Annotated in this window: 11 protein-coding genes; 7 read left to right on the top strand and 4 right to left on the bottom strand. The window is 52.6% G+C overall.

Translation table 11 applies throughout. The annotated features are described in order from the left end of the window. Window positions 1-9 precede the first annotated feature (9 nt). Together tfrB and tfrA are read right to left on the bottom strand one after the other, a co-directional pair. Window positions 10-1,470 carry a fumarate reductase (CoM/CoB) subunit TfrB gene (tfrB, locus tag ACZ44I_RS10635; RefSeq protein ID WP_464550077.1) on the bottom strand — a complete coding sequence of 487 codons (1,461 nt, stop codon included), beginning with the start codon at window positions 1,468-1,470 and terminating at the stop codon, window positions 10-12. Continuing rightward, complete coding sequence (tfrA, locus tag ACZ44I_RS10630; RefSeq protein WP_464550079.1) at window positions 1,467-3,095, bottom strand: fumarate reductase (CoM/CoB) subunit TfrA; 1,629 nt, start codon at window positions 3,093-3,095, stop codon at window positions 1,467-1,469. The genes tfrB and tfrA overlap by 4 nt, the downstream gene beginning before the upstream one ends. 62 nt (window positions 3,096-3,157) lie before the next feature. Here tfrA and ACZ44I_RS10625 point away from each other — a divergent pair, with 62 nt between their 5' ends. The 3 genes from ACZ44I_RS10625 (at window position 3,158) to ACZ44I_RS10615 (ending at window position 6,877) form a co-directional block, all read left to right on the top strand. After that, window positions 3,158-4,558: an aspartate kinase gene (locus ACZ44I_RS10625; RefSeq protein WP_464550081.1), complete on the top strand. Its 1,401-nt coding sequence runs from the start codon at window positions 3,158-3,160 to the stop codon at window positions 4,556-4,558. Beyond that, entirely contained in the window at window positions 4,551-5,546 is a 996-nt protein-coding gene (gene purM / locus ACZ44I_RS10620) for a phosphoribosylformylglycinamidine cyclo-ligase (RefSeq protein ID WP_464550083.1), read from the top strand. Before ACZ44I_RS10625 ends, purM begins: the two co-directional genes overlap by 8 nt. A 107-nt stretch (window positions 5,547-5,653) precedes the next feature. Continuing rightward, entirely contained in the window at window positions 5,654-6,877 is a 1,224-nt protein-coding gene (locus ACZ44I_RS10615) for an NYN domain-containing protein (RefSeq protein WP_464550084.1), read from the top strand. Window positions 6,878-6,915: 38 nt separating this feature from the next. On the opposite strand, the gene ACZ44I_RS10610 is transcribed toward ACZ44I_RS10615, so the two are convergent. Then, the gene (locus ACZ44I_RS10610) at window positions 6,916-7,962 is read right to left on the bottom strand and encodes a PAS domain-containing sensor histidine kinase (RefSeq protein ID WP_464550086.1); all 1,047 of its coding nucleotides are present in this window, start codon (window positions 7,960-7,962) and stop codon (window positions 6,916-6,918) included. A 97-nt stretch (window positions 7,963-8,059) separates the two neighbouring features. Further along, a complete protein-coding gene (locus tag ACZ44I_RS10605) occupies window positions 8,060-9,637 on the bottom strand; it encodes a small ribosomal subunit Rsm22 family protein (RefSeq protein WP_464550088.1) in 1,578 nt (525 codons plus the stop codon). Window positions 9,638-9,823: 186 nt separating this feature from the next. On the opposite strand from ACZ44I_RS10605, the gene ACZ44I_RS10600 reads away from it, so the two are divergent. From ACZ44I_RS10600 to ACZ44I_RS10585, 4 genes are all read left to right on the top strand, one after another. After that, on the top strand, window positions 9,824-10,270 hold the full coding sequence (locus tag ACZ44I_RS10600; RefSeq protein ID WP_464550090.1) for a tetratricopeptide repeat protein: 447 nt from the start codon (window positions 9,824-9,826) through the stop codon (window positions 10,268-10,270). Window positions 10,271-10,461: 191 nt separating this feature from the next. After that, window positions 10,462-11,634 (top strand): glycosyltransferase family 2 protein, encoded by a 1,173-nt coding sequence (locus ACZ44I_RS10595; RefSeq protein ID WP_464550092.1) that lies wholly within the window; start codon window positions 10,462-10,464, stop codon window positions 11,632-11,634. A 203-nt stretch (window positions 11,635-11,837) separates the two neighbouring features. Continuing rightward, window positions 11,838-12,194: a stage V sporulation protein S gene (locus tag ACZ44I_RS10590; RefSeq protein ID WP_464550094.1), complete on the top strand. Its 357-nt coding sequence runs from the start codon at window positions 11,838-11,840 to the stop codon at window positions 12,192-12,194. A gap of 279 nt (window positions 12,195-12,473) precedes the next feature. Continuing rightward, entirely contained in the window at window positions 12,474-17,153 is a 4,680-nt protein-coding gene (locus ACZ44I_RS10585; RefSeq protein WP_464550096.1) for a S8 family serine peptidase, read from the top strand. Window positions 17,154-17,199 lie beyond the last annotated feature (46 nt).

Here is a 17,199-nt window from a genome sequence, read left to right as displayed (position 1 = left end):
GCCGGGCAATCAATCTCCGGATTTCTCCAGATCCTTCTTCCGGTATCCTTCAAGCAGCAGCGTCGCCAGATTCTTCACCGGTTTATTGGTCTGTTCCTGGATATGGAATTCGCAGAAGGGACAGATGGTGACGACGATATCAGCACCAGTTGCTGCAATCGCCTCTCCCCGGAGTTTTCCAAGGGCCGCTGCCTCTTCAGGTTGGCCGGATCGGACCCCCCCGCCTGCCCCGCAGCACTGGGTTGGCATCGGGATATAGTTCTCCACAACCATCGAGAGGAGGTGGCGTGGGGGCTCGCTTATTCCCTGTCCCCGGAGCAGATGGCAGGGATCGTGATAGGTCGCCGAGATCGGGAGTTTTGCCGGTGGCTCGATCCCGGCCTTCATCAGCACCTCGGTGATATCCATCACGGTAAAGGGCGTCTCATAATCCTTCTTCAGGGTCGCCCCGCACCCGGCACACATCGTCATGACAATGTCAACCCCGCGTGAGGTGAATGCCTCGATATTCTTCTTCTTCAGGTCCGACACAATTGTTGTCTGCCCTGTCCTGATGAGCGGTGATCCGCAGCAGACCTGTTCATGAGGGATGATCACCCGGATGCCGTTTCTCTTCATGACCTCCATTGCATCCAGTGCAGGTTGCGGGACACGCCCGTTGAACATGCAGCCGACAAAGAACCCGACCGTCATCTTCACAGGGCCATCCGGCTCGATCACCTCGGGCACCTGTTCGAGGAAGGTTTCCTCTGTCCTCTCGACACTCCTGCCTGTCCGTTCAATGAGTCCGGCAACTGCCTGGTGGCGTGGGAGGGTGAGCCCGGCACGGTTTGCCCGTTCACGGAGTTTCTCGATCGCCTTTCCGGGAATCTCAATCTCTTTGGGGCAGACCTCGACACACCGGTGGCAGGTGGTGCAGGCAAAGAGCCCCCTGCCTATCGCCTCGGTGATCCGATCCTCTGAATCCCGGGGGTCAAGGGCACACCGCATCTCCTGCCGCATCGCAGTCGGTCCTGCAAAATCAACGACCTTCAGTGCAGGGCAGGCTGAGACACAGCTTAAGCACTCGATACATTCACGGAGTGGCTTGATCAATGCCACTTCCTCTCTGGAGAGGCCCTGCGGTGAATCAGAGGGGAGGATTGTTGCCAGCCGTTCAAGCACCGGTGCAATATCGGTTGCGAGATCCCGGATCACCGGGAGTTCCAGCGGGAGCACGATCATCCCGTCTGTTGCCTCTTCCATGCAGGCAAGGGTCGGGTTCCCGTTCACCCGCACCGCACATGAGCCGCATTGCCCGGCACGGCAGCATGAGCGGTACAGGAGCGAGGGGTCGTGGATTCGCCTGACCTCATCCAGTGCATCAAGTACCCGTGCACCATCATTTACCGAGACTTTGTAGGTCTCCTGGTGTGGTTCTGCCTCCTTAGAGGGGTCGAACCTCTGGATGGTGAGTATCATCTCTTTCATGCTATCCTCCCGTGCAGTTCAATTCCCCGGTATGATGGCGATATCCGGGTATGGCCATAGGGTGAGTCTTCAACGCTCCAACGGACAGCGCAATCAGTTCTGACATGGGCCCCCCGCGACTCCTGCCGCAACAGTGCCCCGTCCAGGATCATCCCGGCAACAAGGAGCATATTCTGTGCGGTCCATGCGTCAAGGATCTCACGCCCCGATGATGCAGCGAGCGGCGAGGCTGCCAGATCCAGGATCGCCTCGCGGGTGGTGGTGAGGGCAGCGGCGGTCCGGTAGATCCCGGCACCATCCCACATCGCCCGTTTCATCCTTGCAACACACTCAGAGGGCTTCATCTCACCCTCTCCGAATCGGGCGATCTTCTCTTCAACAGCTTCAAACTGTTTTGGATCGATCCTCTTCTTCTGTTTTTGGGATCGCCCTGCCGCCTCTCCTGCCCGCCGCCCAAAGACCTGTGTCTCGGCAAGGGCATTGCCGCCGAGCCGGTTTGCGCCATGGACGCCGCCAGCTACCTCTCCACAGGCAAAGAGCCCCGGAACGGTTGTCTCACAGTTGGGTGTGATCCTGAGTCCGCCCATCATATGGTGTGCTGTGGGGGCGACCTCCATTGCCTCCTTCCGGATATCAACGCCGAAGGCAAGGTACTGTTCGAGCATCGAGGGGAGGCGTGCCTCGATCTCTTCCGGCGCAAGATGGGTGACATCAAGCCAGACTCCGCCTCTCTCTGTCCCTCTTCCTTCGAGCACCTCGGTTGCGATCGAGCGTGCCACCACATCCCTTGTAGAGAGCTCCATCCTCTCTGGATCATACCTGGACATGAACCGCTCGCCATGGACATTCTTCAGGATGCCTCCTTCGCCCCGCACCGCCTCGGTGATCAGCCTTCCCCGGGCATCATAGGGATGGACTGCACCTGTTGGATGGAACTGCACCATCTCCATATCAATAAGTTCAGCCCCCGCCCGGTACCCGAGTGCATAGCCGTCCCCGGTTCCGGCAGTCGAGTTCGTGGTGATATCGTAAATCTGCCCGGCACCGCCGGTTGCGAGCACCACTGCATCTGCTGTGATTGCTCCGATCTCGCCGTCCCGTGTCGAGGTGATCGCACCAGAGATACGCCCCCCCTCTGTTGCAAGTTCAAGGGCGGTGATCTCGTTTCGGATGATCACGTCAGATGCGCGGAGCCGCTCAAGGAGCGTCATCACGATCTCGTGTCCGGTTCGGTCTCCTGCATAACAGGTACGGGGAAACCGCTGACCGCCGAAGGGACGCTGGGCGATCATACAGCTCTCTTCTGCATCAAAGACTGCACCCATCCTGATGAGATCAGCTATCCGATCCGGCGCTTCATTCACGAGCACCTCTGCTAATGTCCTGTCATTTAAGTGGGCGCCGCCTTTGAGCGTATCCTCAAAATGGCCGACAATCGTGTCTGCTTCCTTTAAAACCGCGTTATAGCCGCCTTCCGCCATCACGGTGCAGCCGCCTTTCCCGGCGATTGTCTTTCCAATCAGGATCGTCTCTCCATACTGCGCTGCCTCAAGTGCCGCCCTGATTCCGGCACCTCCGCTTCCTATTACAAGAACGTGGCAATCCTCCGTCGTAATCACACCCATCGTATTATAATGATCTGCCGTGAAATAACTTAAAATACATCGTGGGGTTTGGTGAGCCAGAAATGAGGCTTGTAATGAAATTTGGCGGCACATCGGTTGGAGATGAGCAGGCTATCGCCCGCGTGGTCGATATCCTGAAGACCCACCGGGAGAGGGGAGATGAACTTGCGGTCGTCGTATCAGCGATGACCGGTGTAACAGATCAGCTCATCGCCACTGCTGAGGAGGTCGTCACCACTTCAGAAAACCCCCCGATCGAGCAACTGATTCACGCGCTCAGATCACGGCATATGAAGGCACTCGAGGTGGTTGCCCCGGATTCGCTTGAAGAGGTCGGGGCATACATCGATGATCGGCTTCTGAAGCTGAAGCATATCTTGACAGCCCTTCATACGCTCAGGGAACTGACACCGAGATCACGGGATTATATCGTATCGTTTGGTGAGCGGCTCTCTGCCCCCGTCGTCTCGGCGGCACTGAATCAGGCGGGGATCCCCTCAACGGTGCTGGATGGGTGCGAGGCGGGGATCGTTACGAACTCCTGCCATGGGGGCGCGGTTGCCCTTCCTGAAAGCTATACCCGCATTAAGAGCCGTGTTCTGCCCCTCCTTCCGGACTGTGTTCCGGTGATCATGGGATATATGGGATGCAGCGAAGAGGGATATGTAACCACTCTCGGCAGGAGCGGTTCAGACTATACCGGCTCGATCATCGGTGCCGGTATCAATGCGGATGAAATCTGGATCTGGACCGATGTCGATGGCGTGATGACGACTGATCCGCGGATGATCCCCGAAGCACGGGTGATACCCTCCATATCGTTCCTCGAGATGATGGAGCTCTCCTATTTCGGTGCAAAAGTGCTCCACCCGAAATCGATTGAACCTGCGATGATGAGCGATATCATGGTCCGGGTCAAAAATACCTTCAATGCGTCTGCCGCAGGAACAGCCGTTCTGAAGACGGCACACCGTGAGAAACGTGTGGTGAAGGCGATCTCTATCATCAGGAAGGTGGCGCTCCTCACAATAGGCGGTGCGCAGATGGCTGGGCGCCCCGGTGTTGCAAGGGCAATCTTCTCGGCACTTGCAGAACGCGAGGTGAATGTGATGCTCATCTCACAAGGGTCGTCAGAAGCGAACATCACCCTCGTGATCGACGAGGATCATCTGATGAATGCGATTGAAGGGCTCACCGAGATCCAGAAACAGGGATATGTCCGGGAGATCACCTTCGACAAGGATATCGTCGTCATCGCTGTCGTCGGTGCGGGAATGGCGGGCACCCCCGGCACAAGCGGACGGATCTTCTCTGCTCTTGGAGAGGCAGGGGTGAATGTGATGATGATCACACAAGGGTCATCTGAAGTGAATGTCTCGTTTGTCGTGAAGGAAGGAGATGGTCAGCGTGCCGTCAAGGTGCTCCATGATGAGTACCGCTTATCGGAGGCTTGTAATGAGTAACGCAACATACCGTGATGCCGGTGTCGATATCGATCTTGAAGCAGAAGCAGTAAAAGCACTGATCGGATCGCTTACGTTCCGCCGGAATGGAGAGTTCGGGATGGCCGGGGATCTCGGCCATTTCGCAGGCCTCATCGACTTTGGCCCCTATCTTCTCGCCCTCGCAACCGATGGTGTCGGCACCAAGATGCTGGTTGCCGATGCCCTCTCGGACTGGTCAACAGTCGGAATCGACTGTATCGCGATGAATGTGAATGATCTCTATGTGATGAACCTTGAACCGGTGGCATTTGTCGATTATATCGCCACCGACTCCCTTGATCCTTCGAAGATGAAGGAGATCGGATCCGGCCTGAACGAGGGTGCCCGGCAGGCGAATATGAATATCGTCGGGGGCGAGACTGCAACCCTCAAAGGGCTTGTGAATGGCCTCGATCTCGCAGGGACCTGTCTTGGGGTTCAGAAACGCGAGAGTGTGATCACCGGATCAGCCGTTGCTCCCGGGGATCTGATCGTCGGCCTGCCGTCAAGTGGCGTCCATTCGAACGGTTTCTCGCTTGCCCGGAAGATTGCACTTGAGAATGGTGGTTACGATGCGGTTCTCCCGGATGGCAGAACTGTTGGTGAAGCCCTCCTCACCCCCACCCGGATCTATGCTGAGGTGCTCTCCATCTGCCGTACCTGCGAGGTGCATGGGATGTGCCATGTGACAGGCGGCGGGCTCCTGAACTTCCTCAGGGTCGGGCCGTTCGGCTTCAGTTTCGATGAACCGATGCCGGTTCCCGGGATCTTCTCCTGGCTTGCAGAGAAGGGTAATGTCACTGAAGAGGAGCTCTACCGGACCTTCAATATGGGGATGGGTTATGCCCTAATCGTCCCGGAGGCGAGTGTCGAAACGATCCTGAAGATGGTCCCCGGCTCAGCCGTTGTCGGGCGTGTTGTTTCTGAGCGTGGCATCTGGCTGAAGGGAAGAGAGATCCGCTCATAACTCCCTCCCTGAAATCCCTTTTATCTCAGGGAACCCGCCATACTCCTTTTTCTTGTCTCCCGTAAGAATAACAGGAAGGAAATACTGCATTTTTGGGGATTGATACCATGGAAAAAGAACATGTTGCCGAAGAGGGGGCTCTCTTCTGTGCCATCTATCTTGATTACGAGAACCTCGCAGTCTCTGCCGGGCAGTCGTATCCTGCACTGGATACTCCCCTCTCGCTCGGCCCGATCATCGATTATGCTGCATCGCTTGGGGATATCTGCATCAGGAAAGCCTATGCGGACTGGTCGGTGGGTGAGTGTGCGGCTGATGTGAAGAAGCTCGTCAAGTACGGGTTTGAGATGCGGCATCTCCCCCAGACGAGTGCCCGGGGAAAGAACGGTGCGGATATGGATATGGCCCTTGATGTCCTTGAGGATATGATCCTTCTTCCGCATATCGGTCTTTTTATCATCGGGTCAGGCGACACCGATTTCATCCCCCTGATCCGCAGGCTCCGTGCACGGGGAAAGATGGTCTATGTGATGGGTTTTGATAATTCTGTCGGGAGCGTCATCAAGGAGAACTGTACGAAGTTCCAGTCGCTTGACGAGCTCCTCGGCCTGAATGCCGCTTCCGGCATTGATCCAGCACTGGATGACGATCCGGCGATCATCGAGGGCGACCGGATCGCAGCACGTGAACTTCTGATACGGTTTGTGAAGACGAGAACTGATGAAGGCCCGGTGTTTCTCTCGGATCTGAAGAACCAGCTGATCAGGATCAATCCCGCCTTCTCAGAGAAGAAGATCGGGTTCTCCTCATTCAAGAAATTCATAGAATCGCTCGAAGGTGATGTGGTGGAGGGGATCATCACCGACCGGAGAACCGGCCATCCCCTTGTCACCCTCCGCGATCTGGATGAGATCAACTCCGTCCATGTCGATGCAGATGAATGCCTGGCGACCTGTTTGACCTCCCGCCTCCGTTTCATCGGTGATCGGGCTGTCCGCACCCAGATCTTTGAGCAGATCCTTGCTCTCTTCAAGGACAAGCGGCCACGATCCATCCATGAGATCGCTGCTGCCATCCACCCGAAGATCGATCAGTCGGTCTCAAAAGCAACCTTAAACCGCGTCCTCTTCGGCCTTGGTGGTGAAGGACGTGTCTTCCGGTATTACCGGAAGGATCCTATGGTTCCTCCGATCGAATCACCCCAGGTGTTGAATGAGTCCGTCAGGACTGTTGCCGATATAGAGGTGGTCTATCTCGCATCCGCCCGCGATGCTGTCAAGCGGATCTTCCCTGATATGGATGATTTCGAGGTTGAACGGGTCGTCAGGTAATATGGGACGGTCTTTTGGGAAAACCCCTTAGCTCCACGTCAGACCCGGCGATACGATCCCTTCGGGATATGGATGGCGAAACGGGCCCCCTTGCCGGGGATACCCTCTTCGGTGATACTCATCCCGGTGATTGAGAGGATCTCGCGTGAGAGGAAGAGGCCAAACCCGGTATTGGTATAGTATCCTCTCACAAATATCGCCTCTTTCTTATCTTCCGGGACTCCCGATCCATCATCTTCACAGAGAATGGCGATTCCGCCATCCTGGTTGCGGCTCGAAAAGGCGATACGCGTGATCTCCCCCCCATGTCGGATGGCATTCTCGATTAAGTTGTAAAAGACCCTCTCGATGAGTGGATCGGCATAACATTCAATATCCTGAACCTGTACCTCTATGGATATTCCTGCAAGGTTCAGCTGGGACGATGCGTTCTCCACAAGATCACGGATATTGAACCAGCCGGGCTTCGTGATCCCGACATTCTGGTAATCACGGGTGAACTCGATCTGCCGCTGGATCGTCTTTGCCTGGGTGAGCGATTTCTGAATGAACTCCTCTGTTGCCGGTGTTGCCTCTTCCATGGCAAAATCCAGGTATCCAAGGAGGGCGGTCACCGAGTTGAGGATATCATGCCGGGTGATGCTTGAGAGCAGGTTTAATTTGGTATTGGCAAGGCGGATCGCCTCTTCTGCCTTCTTCCAGGGATCGAAGTTGATCACGATCCCGGTGAGGGTTGCCGGGCTCCCGTCAGGATTCCGCTGTGTGATCATCCCCCTGTCATAATACCAGATGTACCCCCCATCTATCGTTTTTATCCTGTATTCGGCTTCATACAATGCTTTTTTTCCGGTGAGATGATCCTGCATGGCATCCATTGTCTTCTCATGATCATCGGGATGGATCAGATCGGTTATCTCATAGACGGTATTGGGAAAATCAGATGGGTCATACCCAAGCATCGTTGCCTTTTCAGGGCTGTAATCGACCTTGCCTGTTGCCACATCCCATATCCACCATGCAAGACTTCCTGCGGCAAGTGCAGTCTCGATCTGCCCTCTCCCCCCCTCTCCTTTCTCCATAACCATCTTTCTTCCTCGCTGATGCTACTGTATCTGGATCGGTATAGATAATGGATTCGCAAAAAAAGTGATGGTGCAGTCGGCCTGTTCCGGACAAATCCGTTCATCGCCGGGCAGTCTTCTTCCCTTTTGCCTTGGCGCTCTCTTCTTTCCTGCGTTTAACTGCCTTCTTTGTCTCCTGCCTTGCCTCCCGCACGGGAGCCTGTTCCCCCTCCGGCAGCTCCCCTTCGATCAGCTCAACCGAGGATTCTTTTGTCAGGAGCAGATGGTATGCATCGTATTTTTTATGATGCCTGACAAGCACCCGGTTGAACCTGAGAACCGATCCGTATGCTGCCTGACGGAGTGCCGCATTCTCTTCGGTTATATGGTAGGCGGGGAGTGCGGCATATGCCTCGCGTCTTCCGGTGCCGTCACAGATCCGGTAGAGGAAGGTGCCGGAATCGCCGATATTCTCTGAGATCTTTGATGCAATGATATTGATCTTCTTCTCTTCATGACGTGACAGCCGGGATATCCGCTCAGCTTTGGTGCCGGGTGGGACACGGTAGCCAATCTTTTTTCTTCCATCTCTTCTGTGGATCGCAAACGCAGTCTTGATATCGGTGTTATAGAAACGGAACGGCTCATCGCTATCTGCAACTGCGTTCATCAGCCGTGTCGGTGCCACCTCGGGGAGGGCGATAAAGCTCCAGCACCGCTCCACCTGGCAGGGCACACCCCGGATATCATTGCAGGGTGCATATATGGGAAGGCCACGTTCTTTCAGGCGGCGGGAGAGATCGCGGAGCGCGGTTGCGTTTGCGAGATCGGCGGGCTCGCAGATGAGGAGCGTTCCGTTCTCCCGGAGCCTCCCGGCAAGCCGCATGACTGTCTCTTCACGGACCGCCGGATCATGGATCTCGTTGAGCACATTGGCACAGACGATCAGGTCAAAGGGGCCTTCAGGGAGGGGTGACTGAGGGTTTGTAATATCGGTTGCCGATGGCGGGGGAGCTGTTATTCCTCTGTTCTTCTCTGAAATGGGTATTGCAATATGCTTATATGCCTCGATGAACTCGCCTGCATGCTCGATTGCGTGGACTGTTGCCCGGCATCCCGGCATATCGTTTAAGAGTGAGGCAAGGGCGAGTGTTACTGTTCCCGGACCGGATCCGACATCAAGGACTGCCATCCTCTGGGGAAGCAGGCCGTCATTCATCAGTTCCCGGAGGAGGTGGCGCATCTGGATGTAATAGACCGGAAAATGATAGGCGAGATAGGCGAAGATGCTGTATCCGGTTGTGTACCTGATGACACGTTCATCCCCCTCCTTCCAGTAGGAATCTTTCTGGGCGATGATCGCCTCCCGTATCCGGTCAAGGGTGGCAGGATCGCTCCATGGCTTTCCGGTTTTTGCGGTGATGAATGATTCTATGGCGGTCTGAACGGGAGATTCAACCTTCCGTATTTCAGGCGTAGCCGGTGGTGGGCATGGATCTGCCTGCTTCCACCTGATGATCAGATCCAGATCTTCCTTCACCATCTCGCACCCACATCCCGAGAGGAGTGGCAGGATCTCACTGAGCATATGCTGGTGTCCTCGTGGATCGTTTGCCTCTTTAAAGAATGAGGTGAGTGAAAATTCCGGCCGCTCCTCGGTCCACCTGATGAACTTCTTCCGTATCGTCTCGTCTGTCATCTTACCCTCCTCTACAATCGGATTGCAGGAGTGATGAAACCTACCTATTCTCTCAATACCGGTATCCTAATAATGCCCTATTAACTACATGTATATATGCAGTGCTTGAGTAAAGGTTCACGAATCTATTATTTTCTGGTATTTTTCGCACTTATGTGCATTCCGATGGCAGTATCCGGTGCTCCTATGAGTGAGTATTATAACCAGGGACTGGTACTTGCGAATCAGGGTAACTATGCTGAATCAATTGAATTATTTGATAAAGAAATTGCTGCCAACCCTGACCATTTCCTTGCGTGGACTGCAAAAGGCGTTGCCCAGAACGAGCTTGGCCAGTATGATGCCGCTCTTTCATCCTTTGACAGGGCAATTCAGATTCAACCGGGCTATTACCTTGCCTGGGATAATCGCGGGGTGGCACTTGCAAACCTTGGTCGTTATTCCGAAGCTGTTGCCTCGTATGAAGAAGCCATCAGGCTGGAACCTGGTCATGAGCAGGCGAAGATAAATCGTGATGCTGCACTTGAACGAATGGGCGAACAGCCACAACAGCAGCAGTCTCCACTGGTTTATGCACTTCCGGGAGCTCTTGCCGTTTCGGCTCTCATAATGCTTGGAAAAAAGCGGCAGTAATTCATTGAATGTTTCTCAATTCATATCTATTATTTCCTTTTCTGCTTCCAATCTGATTGCGTGAATATATGGTATTTCTTGTTCATTTTGTGAAATAATCATGATCTGGCATAATGGTATGATCATAATCGGAAGCTTCTATTAGTCCACGATGAAAGAAGAATAGAGAAACAAGATACTTGGCTTTGAAGATGGATTCGACACCATATCGTGACTATAAACCAGCAGTTGATCAGGAGATTGATCTTTCGGTTGTTCTTCCTGCCTTAAATGAGGAGAAGACTATTGGAGACTGTATCAAAAAGATCCAGAAGGTCTTCTCTGATCGCGGTATCATCGGCGAGATCATCGTTTCCGATTCTTCCACAGATAAAACAGCTCAAATTAGCAGGGAGCTTGGAGCTATTGTTGTCCATCCAGAGAAACACGGGTATGGTAATGCCTATCTGACCGGTCTTGCAGAGGCACGGGGGAGATATATTGCCATCGGTGATTCTGATAATACCTATGATTTTCTCGAACTCCCAAAGCTTCTTGATGCGCTTGAAGAAGAAGGGGCAGATATGGTTATGGGATCCCGCCTACGGGGTGAAATCTTACCGGGTGCAATGCCCTGGCTTCACCAGTATGTCGGCAACCCGTTCCTCACATGGGTTCTGAACCGGGTTTTTCACATCGGCATATCTGATGCGCACTCCGGATTTCGGATCATCAGGAAGGACGCACTTGATCGGCTGAATCTTAAAACCGGTGGGATGGAATTTGCGTCTGAGATGATCATTGAGGCAGCTCAGGCAGATCTTTCAATAACAGAAGTACCGATTCACTATTATCCACGTGTTGCACCATCAAAACTCGATAGCTTCTCGGATGGATGGCGGCATATCAGGTTTATGCTCTTCTATCGTCCAGGGCCATTCCTGGCCTTGCCAGGTCTTTTCTTTGCAATTTTTGGCATATCAATGATGTTCTTCTTCCTTCTTAAAGGTGATATCGAGACATCGTATCTCCACTCTTTCATTCTGGCATCTCTTGCATTCATAGGAGGTGTGCAGACGATGCTGATGGGAATTGTTATCTGGGTCTATTCTGCCCTCTATGGGTATAGTGAACGAAGCGGCTTCATCGAGAGATTTATGGATTATCATACACTGGAGAGGGGTTTTATCATAGGTGGGATGAGTATTCTCGGAGGACTTATCATCGGCTTTGATATCTTCAGACAGTGGGTTGCATCAGGATACGGACACTTATTCCAGATTGCAAATGCCGTCTGGTCACTAGCTTTCCTTTTAGTCGGGGTGCAGATTGTCTTCTCAACCGTTTTGATAAGTATGATGCTTCTAAACAGTAATGGTGATTGATGGTGACGGGGGTGAGAGCTTACTTTTATGAATATCCCGGCATTATTTCCCCCTGTAATCCGTCCAGAAGCTATTTATTTAATCAAAAACTATCATGTATTGTGATTTCAGCCTCCCGGTGATGCTTGTATGCATGGTGGGTGGGAAAGGCTGAAACAACATAAAAAGATGATACTGTTCCAGACACATTGGAGGTAACAATCATGACAAATGATATTGAAACTGAAGAACACCCTATAAGTGACGAGACCAGATACAGTGTAGAAAATAACTCGCTGCCGCAGAATATCAAGGACGGGAAGATTAAAGTTGGAGCCCAGTCATCTCCAAAGAATCTTGCAGGTCTTCTGGTCGCTGTTATTAAAGAACGAGGGAAGGTTGAACTCCAGACGATCGGTGCCTCATCACAGAATCAGGCTATCAAAGCGATTGCCATTGCACGTGGCATCGTTGCACCGAATGGACGAGATCTCATCTGCAGCCCGTCTTTCATTGATATTGATATCAATGGAGAAGACAGGACAGGCATCCGGCTGGTCGTTGAGTTCAGACCAGAGTGAATAAAACGATATCCTAAAAAACCTTTTTTTTTTCAGATACTGCAGATTGAATCCTTTTACCTTCTCTGCGAGGGAAACTGCGGATAACCAACCTGACCGGAAGACGATCGTCAATCTCCACTATCATTATTTAAATAGGATGGTGGAATGTATATTGTAGGTATAATTCCAATGGTCACACGTCTGCTTATTGTTTCCCTTCTGCTTCTTCTCTCTCTTTTTGTGGGAATTGGGGCTGCTTTGCCGTCTGATTCTGAGGCAGAGAACGTAATTGTTTTTATGAAAGAGCAGCCCCATTCAATGGAGAGGCCAGTTGATCTTGCCCTCTTTGCTGTTGAATCCCAGGAGGATGTGATCTCTTCTCTTACACGCATGGGTGCCAGGGAGGTGACCACGCTCTGGTCGGTGAATGCGCTGGCAACAGCTCTTACCCCTGAAGAGCAGCAGAAGGTTTCTGCCCGGCCTGATGTTGCAGGGGTAGTACCTGATAGAATCGTCACACTTGATCGGGTGGCTGGATCTGCGGATATGAAAGGCAGTCTGCGGTTTTTCACTCCATTTTCGAGTGACGTTGATTCGATAGATCCATCCGGCTATGATACAGAGGATATTGCCTGGGGTGTCTCCTGGATTGAGGCCCCCGAAGTCTGGTCAAACGGGGTCGATGGTACCGGGGTGACGGTTGCGGTTGTTGATACCGGTATCGATGCTGAACATCCGGATCTTGCAGGAAAAGTGGTTGGCTGGGCCGATCTTGTGAATGGCAGGGAAGATCCCTATGATGATCATGGGCACGGCACCCATTGTGCAGGAACGATTGCAGGATCCGGTGCTGGGGGTATCATCACCGGTGTTGCGCCGGGTGCGGATCTGATCGGGATTAAAGTCTTTTCACAGGAAGGATCCGCATCACTGTCCACGGTTATTGAAGGATTTGAAACCGCTGTTCTTCTTGGCGCCGATATCATCTCCTTCAGTGGGGGCGTGATAGGATATGATGAATATTCGTGGTCCGGTTCACTTAACAGTACGGGTGAGATCGACATATCCTTTGAGATCATCAATGAAAATGACGGTTTTGATCCCTCATTTATTCTGTTATGGGCAGATACGCAATTCCATGATGATCTTACCATCACCATGAAAAAACCGGATGGATCCGTCTATCCTGGTGTCAGCTGTGACTGGTTTGATTTTGCACTTTCTTCTGACGAAGTTCTGCTGAAATACATTGGTGAAGAGCCTCTTGAGGAAGGTGAATGGACACTGCACCTTGCCGGAACCCCTGTGAATGAGAGCAATCTGGTCTGGTATTCGGGGAAAGGCAATAATCTCGATAATACTCTCTACCAGAGGTTCAACCTGACCGATCAGATCGATACCCTGGAGAGCCTCACGTTTGAGTTATACACCTGGTACTCAATCGAAACCGGGTGGGATTATGGTTTTGTCGAGGTCTGGTCAGATGAGCATGATCAATGGGTTTCGGTAATCGAATATACTGGTGTTGGTGAAGATCTCTATTCAGTTGACCTGATGGATTACATAAACCAGACCTGTAATGAGCAGGTGTTTCTTGATCTCAGGCTCCGGTATGAGACAGATGAATCGGTTGTGTGGCCGGGGTGGTATATTGACAGGATGGCAATCCCCGAGATTGGGTTTTATGATGATGCCTCAGAGGAGATCGGCTGGATAGCTGATCCTGAAGATGGATGGGTCCGGATACATGAAGAGCGACCTATCGACACTGAATGGATTGTCCTCTATGCTGATAATGGAGCAAGTATTCTTTCCCGTGCGGCAGATGAGATCGTCTTTGATGGAACCACTATTGTAACGTCCGCTGGAAACGAAGGAGAGTATGGTCTTCGGACAATCGGTGGCCCTGCTGCAGCTGAGAAGGTGATTGCGGTCGGTGCAACAGGGTTTGAAGAAGATTATATTGCAGATTACAGCAGCCGCGGACCCTCGGGCTGGGGGGCAGATATGCGGATCAAGCCGGATGTTGTTGCACCCGGCTCCTCTATCATATCGGCATCGACAAGGGAGGGTGAGATCTATCGTTTTAATTCCGGCACCTCAATGGCCTGCCCGCATGTTTCGGGGATTGCGGCTCTGCTGCTTCAGGCAGATCCGGATCTGATCCCTGATGAGATCAGGTCTCTCCTGACGACGACAGCGGTTGATCCTGGTGAGGAAGGCCATGATATGAGTTATGGGTACGGAAGGGTGAGTGCATGGGCGGCAGTGAATGCAGTTGTTCCGCTTGATCCTCCTGTTTATGAAGGCCCGCGTCTTCATGCCGGGTTTGGATATGGTGGCCTGAAGATTGGTGAGCCCAATACCATCACTGCACTATCATGGGATCAGCTGCCCGTTTCCGGTGAAGCGATCCACTTCCGTGTCTGGAATGAAAACGGTGAGTCCCTCAACAGAACTGTTTCAACAGACGTCTCTGGTATGGCGATGGCATCGTTTGTTCCGTATGAGACCACGTATGAGTACCTGGTGACTGATGCCCATGGCAACTCAGTCTCCGGATGGATACATGCTGAAGCATTGGATCCCGTGGAGACGCTCCTGATCGATACGCCAGAGAAGGTATACGAAGCGCTTGCAGATTCGGTTATTCCGATCAGCTATACAATCGTCAATCCAGAGACAATGGAACCTTATGCTGGTGATCTGCGTGTTATTATTCGCCATAATGATGAGGAGTATGTAAATGAGGTTCTCACTCCTCTCAATGGAATGATTCAGCTTGTTATCGATGGATCAACAATCACCTCACACCTGGGCGTAATCGAGATCTTACCGGTTGCTGATGAATCACAGGTTCTCTCTGCAGGTCGCCTTGATCTCTATGATTCTGACGAGACCATCAGCGTGTTGAGCCCTGTTATAACACGAGCAGTTTCCGGTGGTAATGCACGGCTTCTGGTGAAGGAGTATTCATATCTGAATGCCGGACCGGCTCCTGATGGGGATCGGGTGCTTCCGGTCATCTGGATTTCTGAAGCAGATGTCCATTCTCTCTCAAAGCGCTTCCCCGCTGAGATGAACCGCCTTATGAAAGGTGATATCAGAGGGGGGATCAATGAGTTTGAAGAGCTCTCTGCTGAGATTGAGAGTATGGACTTGGATATCACCGTTGTTCCTTTTGAGCTGAGGAATGGTATCGGAAAGGTAGATCTGCCGGTACCTGCTGGTGCATATATGGGGTATGCCCTGTATGGTGAGAGTGTTACCTTCATTGTCGCCGATCTCTGGCCATTTTTATATCATGGGATCGCTCCCTCATCTGAAGCATCCCGCTTCCTCTCTGTCAGTGCTGAATGGGAAGGGAGCTACTCGCCGGAGTTGCGGAGTATCGTCCCCGGAGATCGGGTGCATGTCACCTGTTATCTTGAGGACCCACTGACAGGTTTGCCGGTACAGGGGCAGGTGTACCTATATACCGCTGATCAGTCTGCTGTTGTGATGACCGGGTCTGATGGGTACGGGTATGCGACGCTCCCTGTCAGAATCCGGTTTGAGGATGCATGGGAGAAGAATGAAATCCAGATCATAGGGCTTTCTGGAGATACTTATGACTATGCGTTTGTGTATCCCCCGTATGAACGTGTGGTCATGGCCGGTCAGTATGCTGAACCTGAGGGTGGAGGACTCCTCACTGCCAGTGTCTCAATTCTTGGCCCTGAAGTGACTGACTGGCCTGCGATATTTGAAGTGTCACGGAAGAATATCGCTGGGGAGATTGGTCTCCCAATTGAGTATCTCTCACAATCAGCCTCTCTCCTCTCTGAGCATATCACCGGATCAGGCAGGTATATGGATGCTCAGCCCTATGGCTCCTATCAGACCACTGTTAGTATAAAAGATTACTTTTACCGGGGTGCATATAGCCAGGGGAACTGGTGGTCATATTATATGCTGATTGGGGCTACTCCGCTTGTTGTTTCGAATCCGCCCCCCGAATTTATTGAACGGCCCGGTTCTGTTGATGTGCGGGTCAGGATGGCCGGTGGTGAAGCGGGTGTTCCCGTCTACCTGACCTATTCCAGTATTAATCCCTATTTCTTATCTGACGTCGATCAATTCTCAGATTACGGAGGTGTGGATATCAAAAGCACCATGGCAGACGGGACCGCGACTCTCAGGATGAATATTCCTGAAGATGGGTATCTCTGGTGGGAGATCGGGGGCGGGACGTCTGATTTGGTCTTTACAACACTCTCCGGGTACTCACTCCAGCAGACTCCGGCTCCACCAACACCATCAGATGATCCTGGAGGTCATGGGACTGCGGTTGCCTCTAACGTTATGGCAGGTTCCGGCACGGTTCTGACCTACTCGGGTCTTCCGATCGAATCGATTTCGTTTACTGCTGATGCAGATCTCACAACTGCAATCATCGCCGTGGATCAGGTTCGGTTCCTCCCGGATGGCGTTGCACCACCCAAGCCCGGAGTCTACCAGTACTTCGATATCACCCCAAACCCAAATACGTTGCCGCATATTCAAAAGGGGGCAGAGATTGTGTTCCATCTTCCTGGCGGATATCTGACTGCGATGGGAATGGAGAGGACTGATGTTGCGCTGATGCGGTTTGTGGATGGCGAGTGGGAGCAGCTCCCGACAGTCTTTATCGGTATGGACGGCGATCTGGCACGGTACCGGGCGACAACACCCGGCTTCTCGCTCTTTGCCATTGTGCTCCAGAAGGATGGGGCTGTTGTAGAGCTGACTGAGCCGACACCGATACCTGTGGTGGAGGAGGAGCCCGGGATTGTGATCGAGAGCGATGAGATTGATGTGATCATCGTTGAGGAGACGCCTCTCCCGTCAACTCCTCTGCCTGACATGCCAAAACCGACCCCTGCCCCGCTCATCTTTGCACCGTTTGGTCTGGTTGCTGCAGGGCTCCTTGTGTTTGGATACAGACGGCGGGAGTGAAGGGGGATGGAATAATCATTTTTTTTGTGTGTAATTTCTTTCTCAC

Source organism: Methanocalculus pumilus (assembly GCF_055382585.1).
Note: the sequence above shows the minus strand (reverse complement) of the source record. Positions and strands in the feature narration are given on the sequence as shown.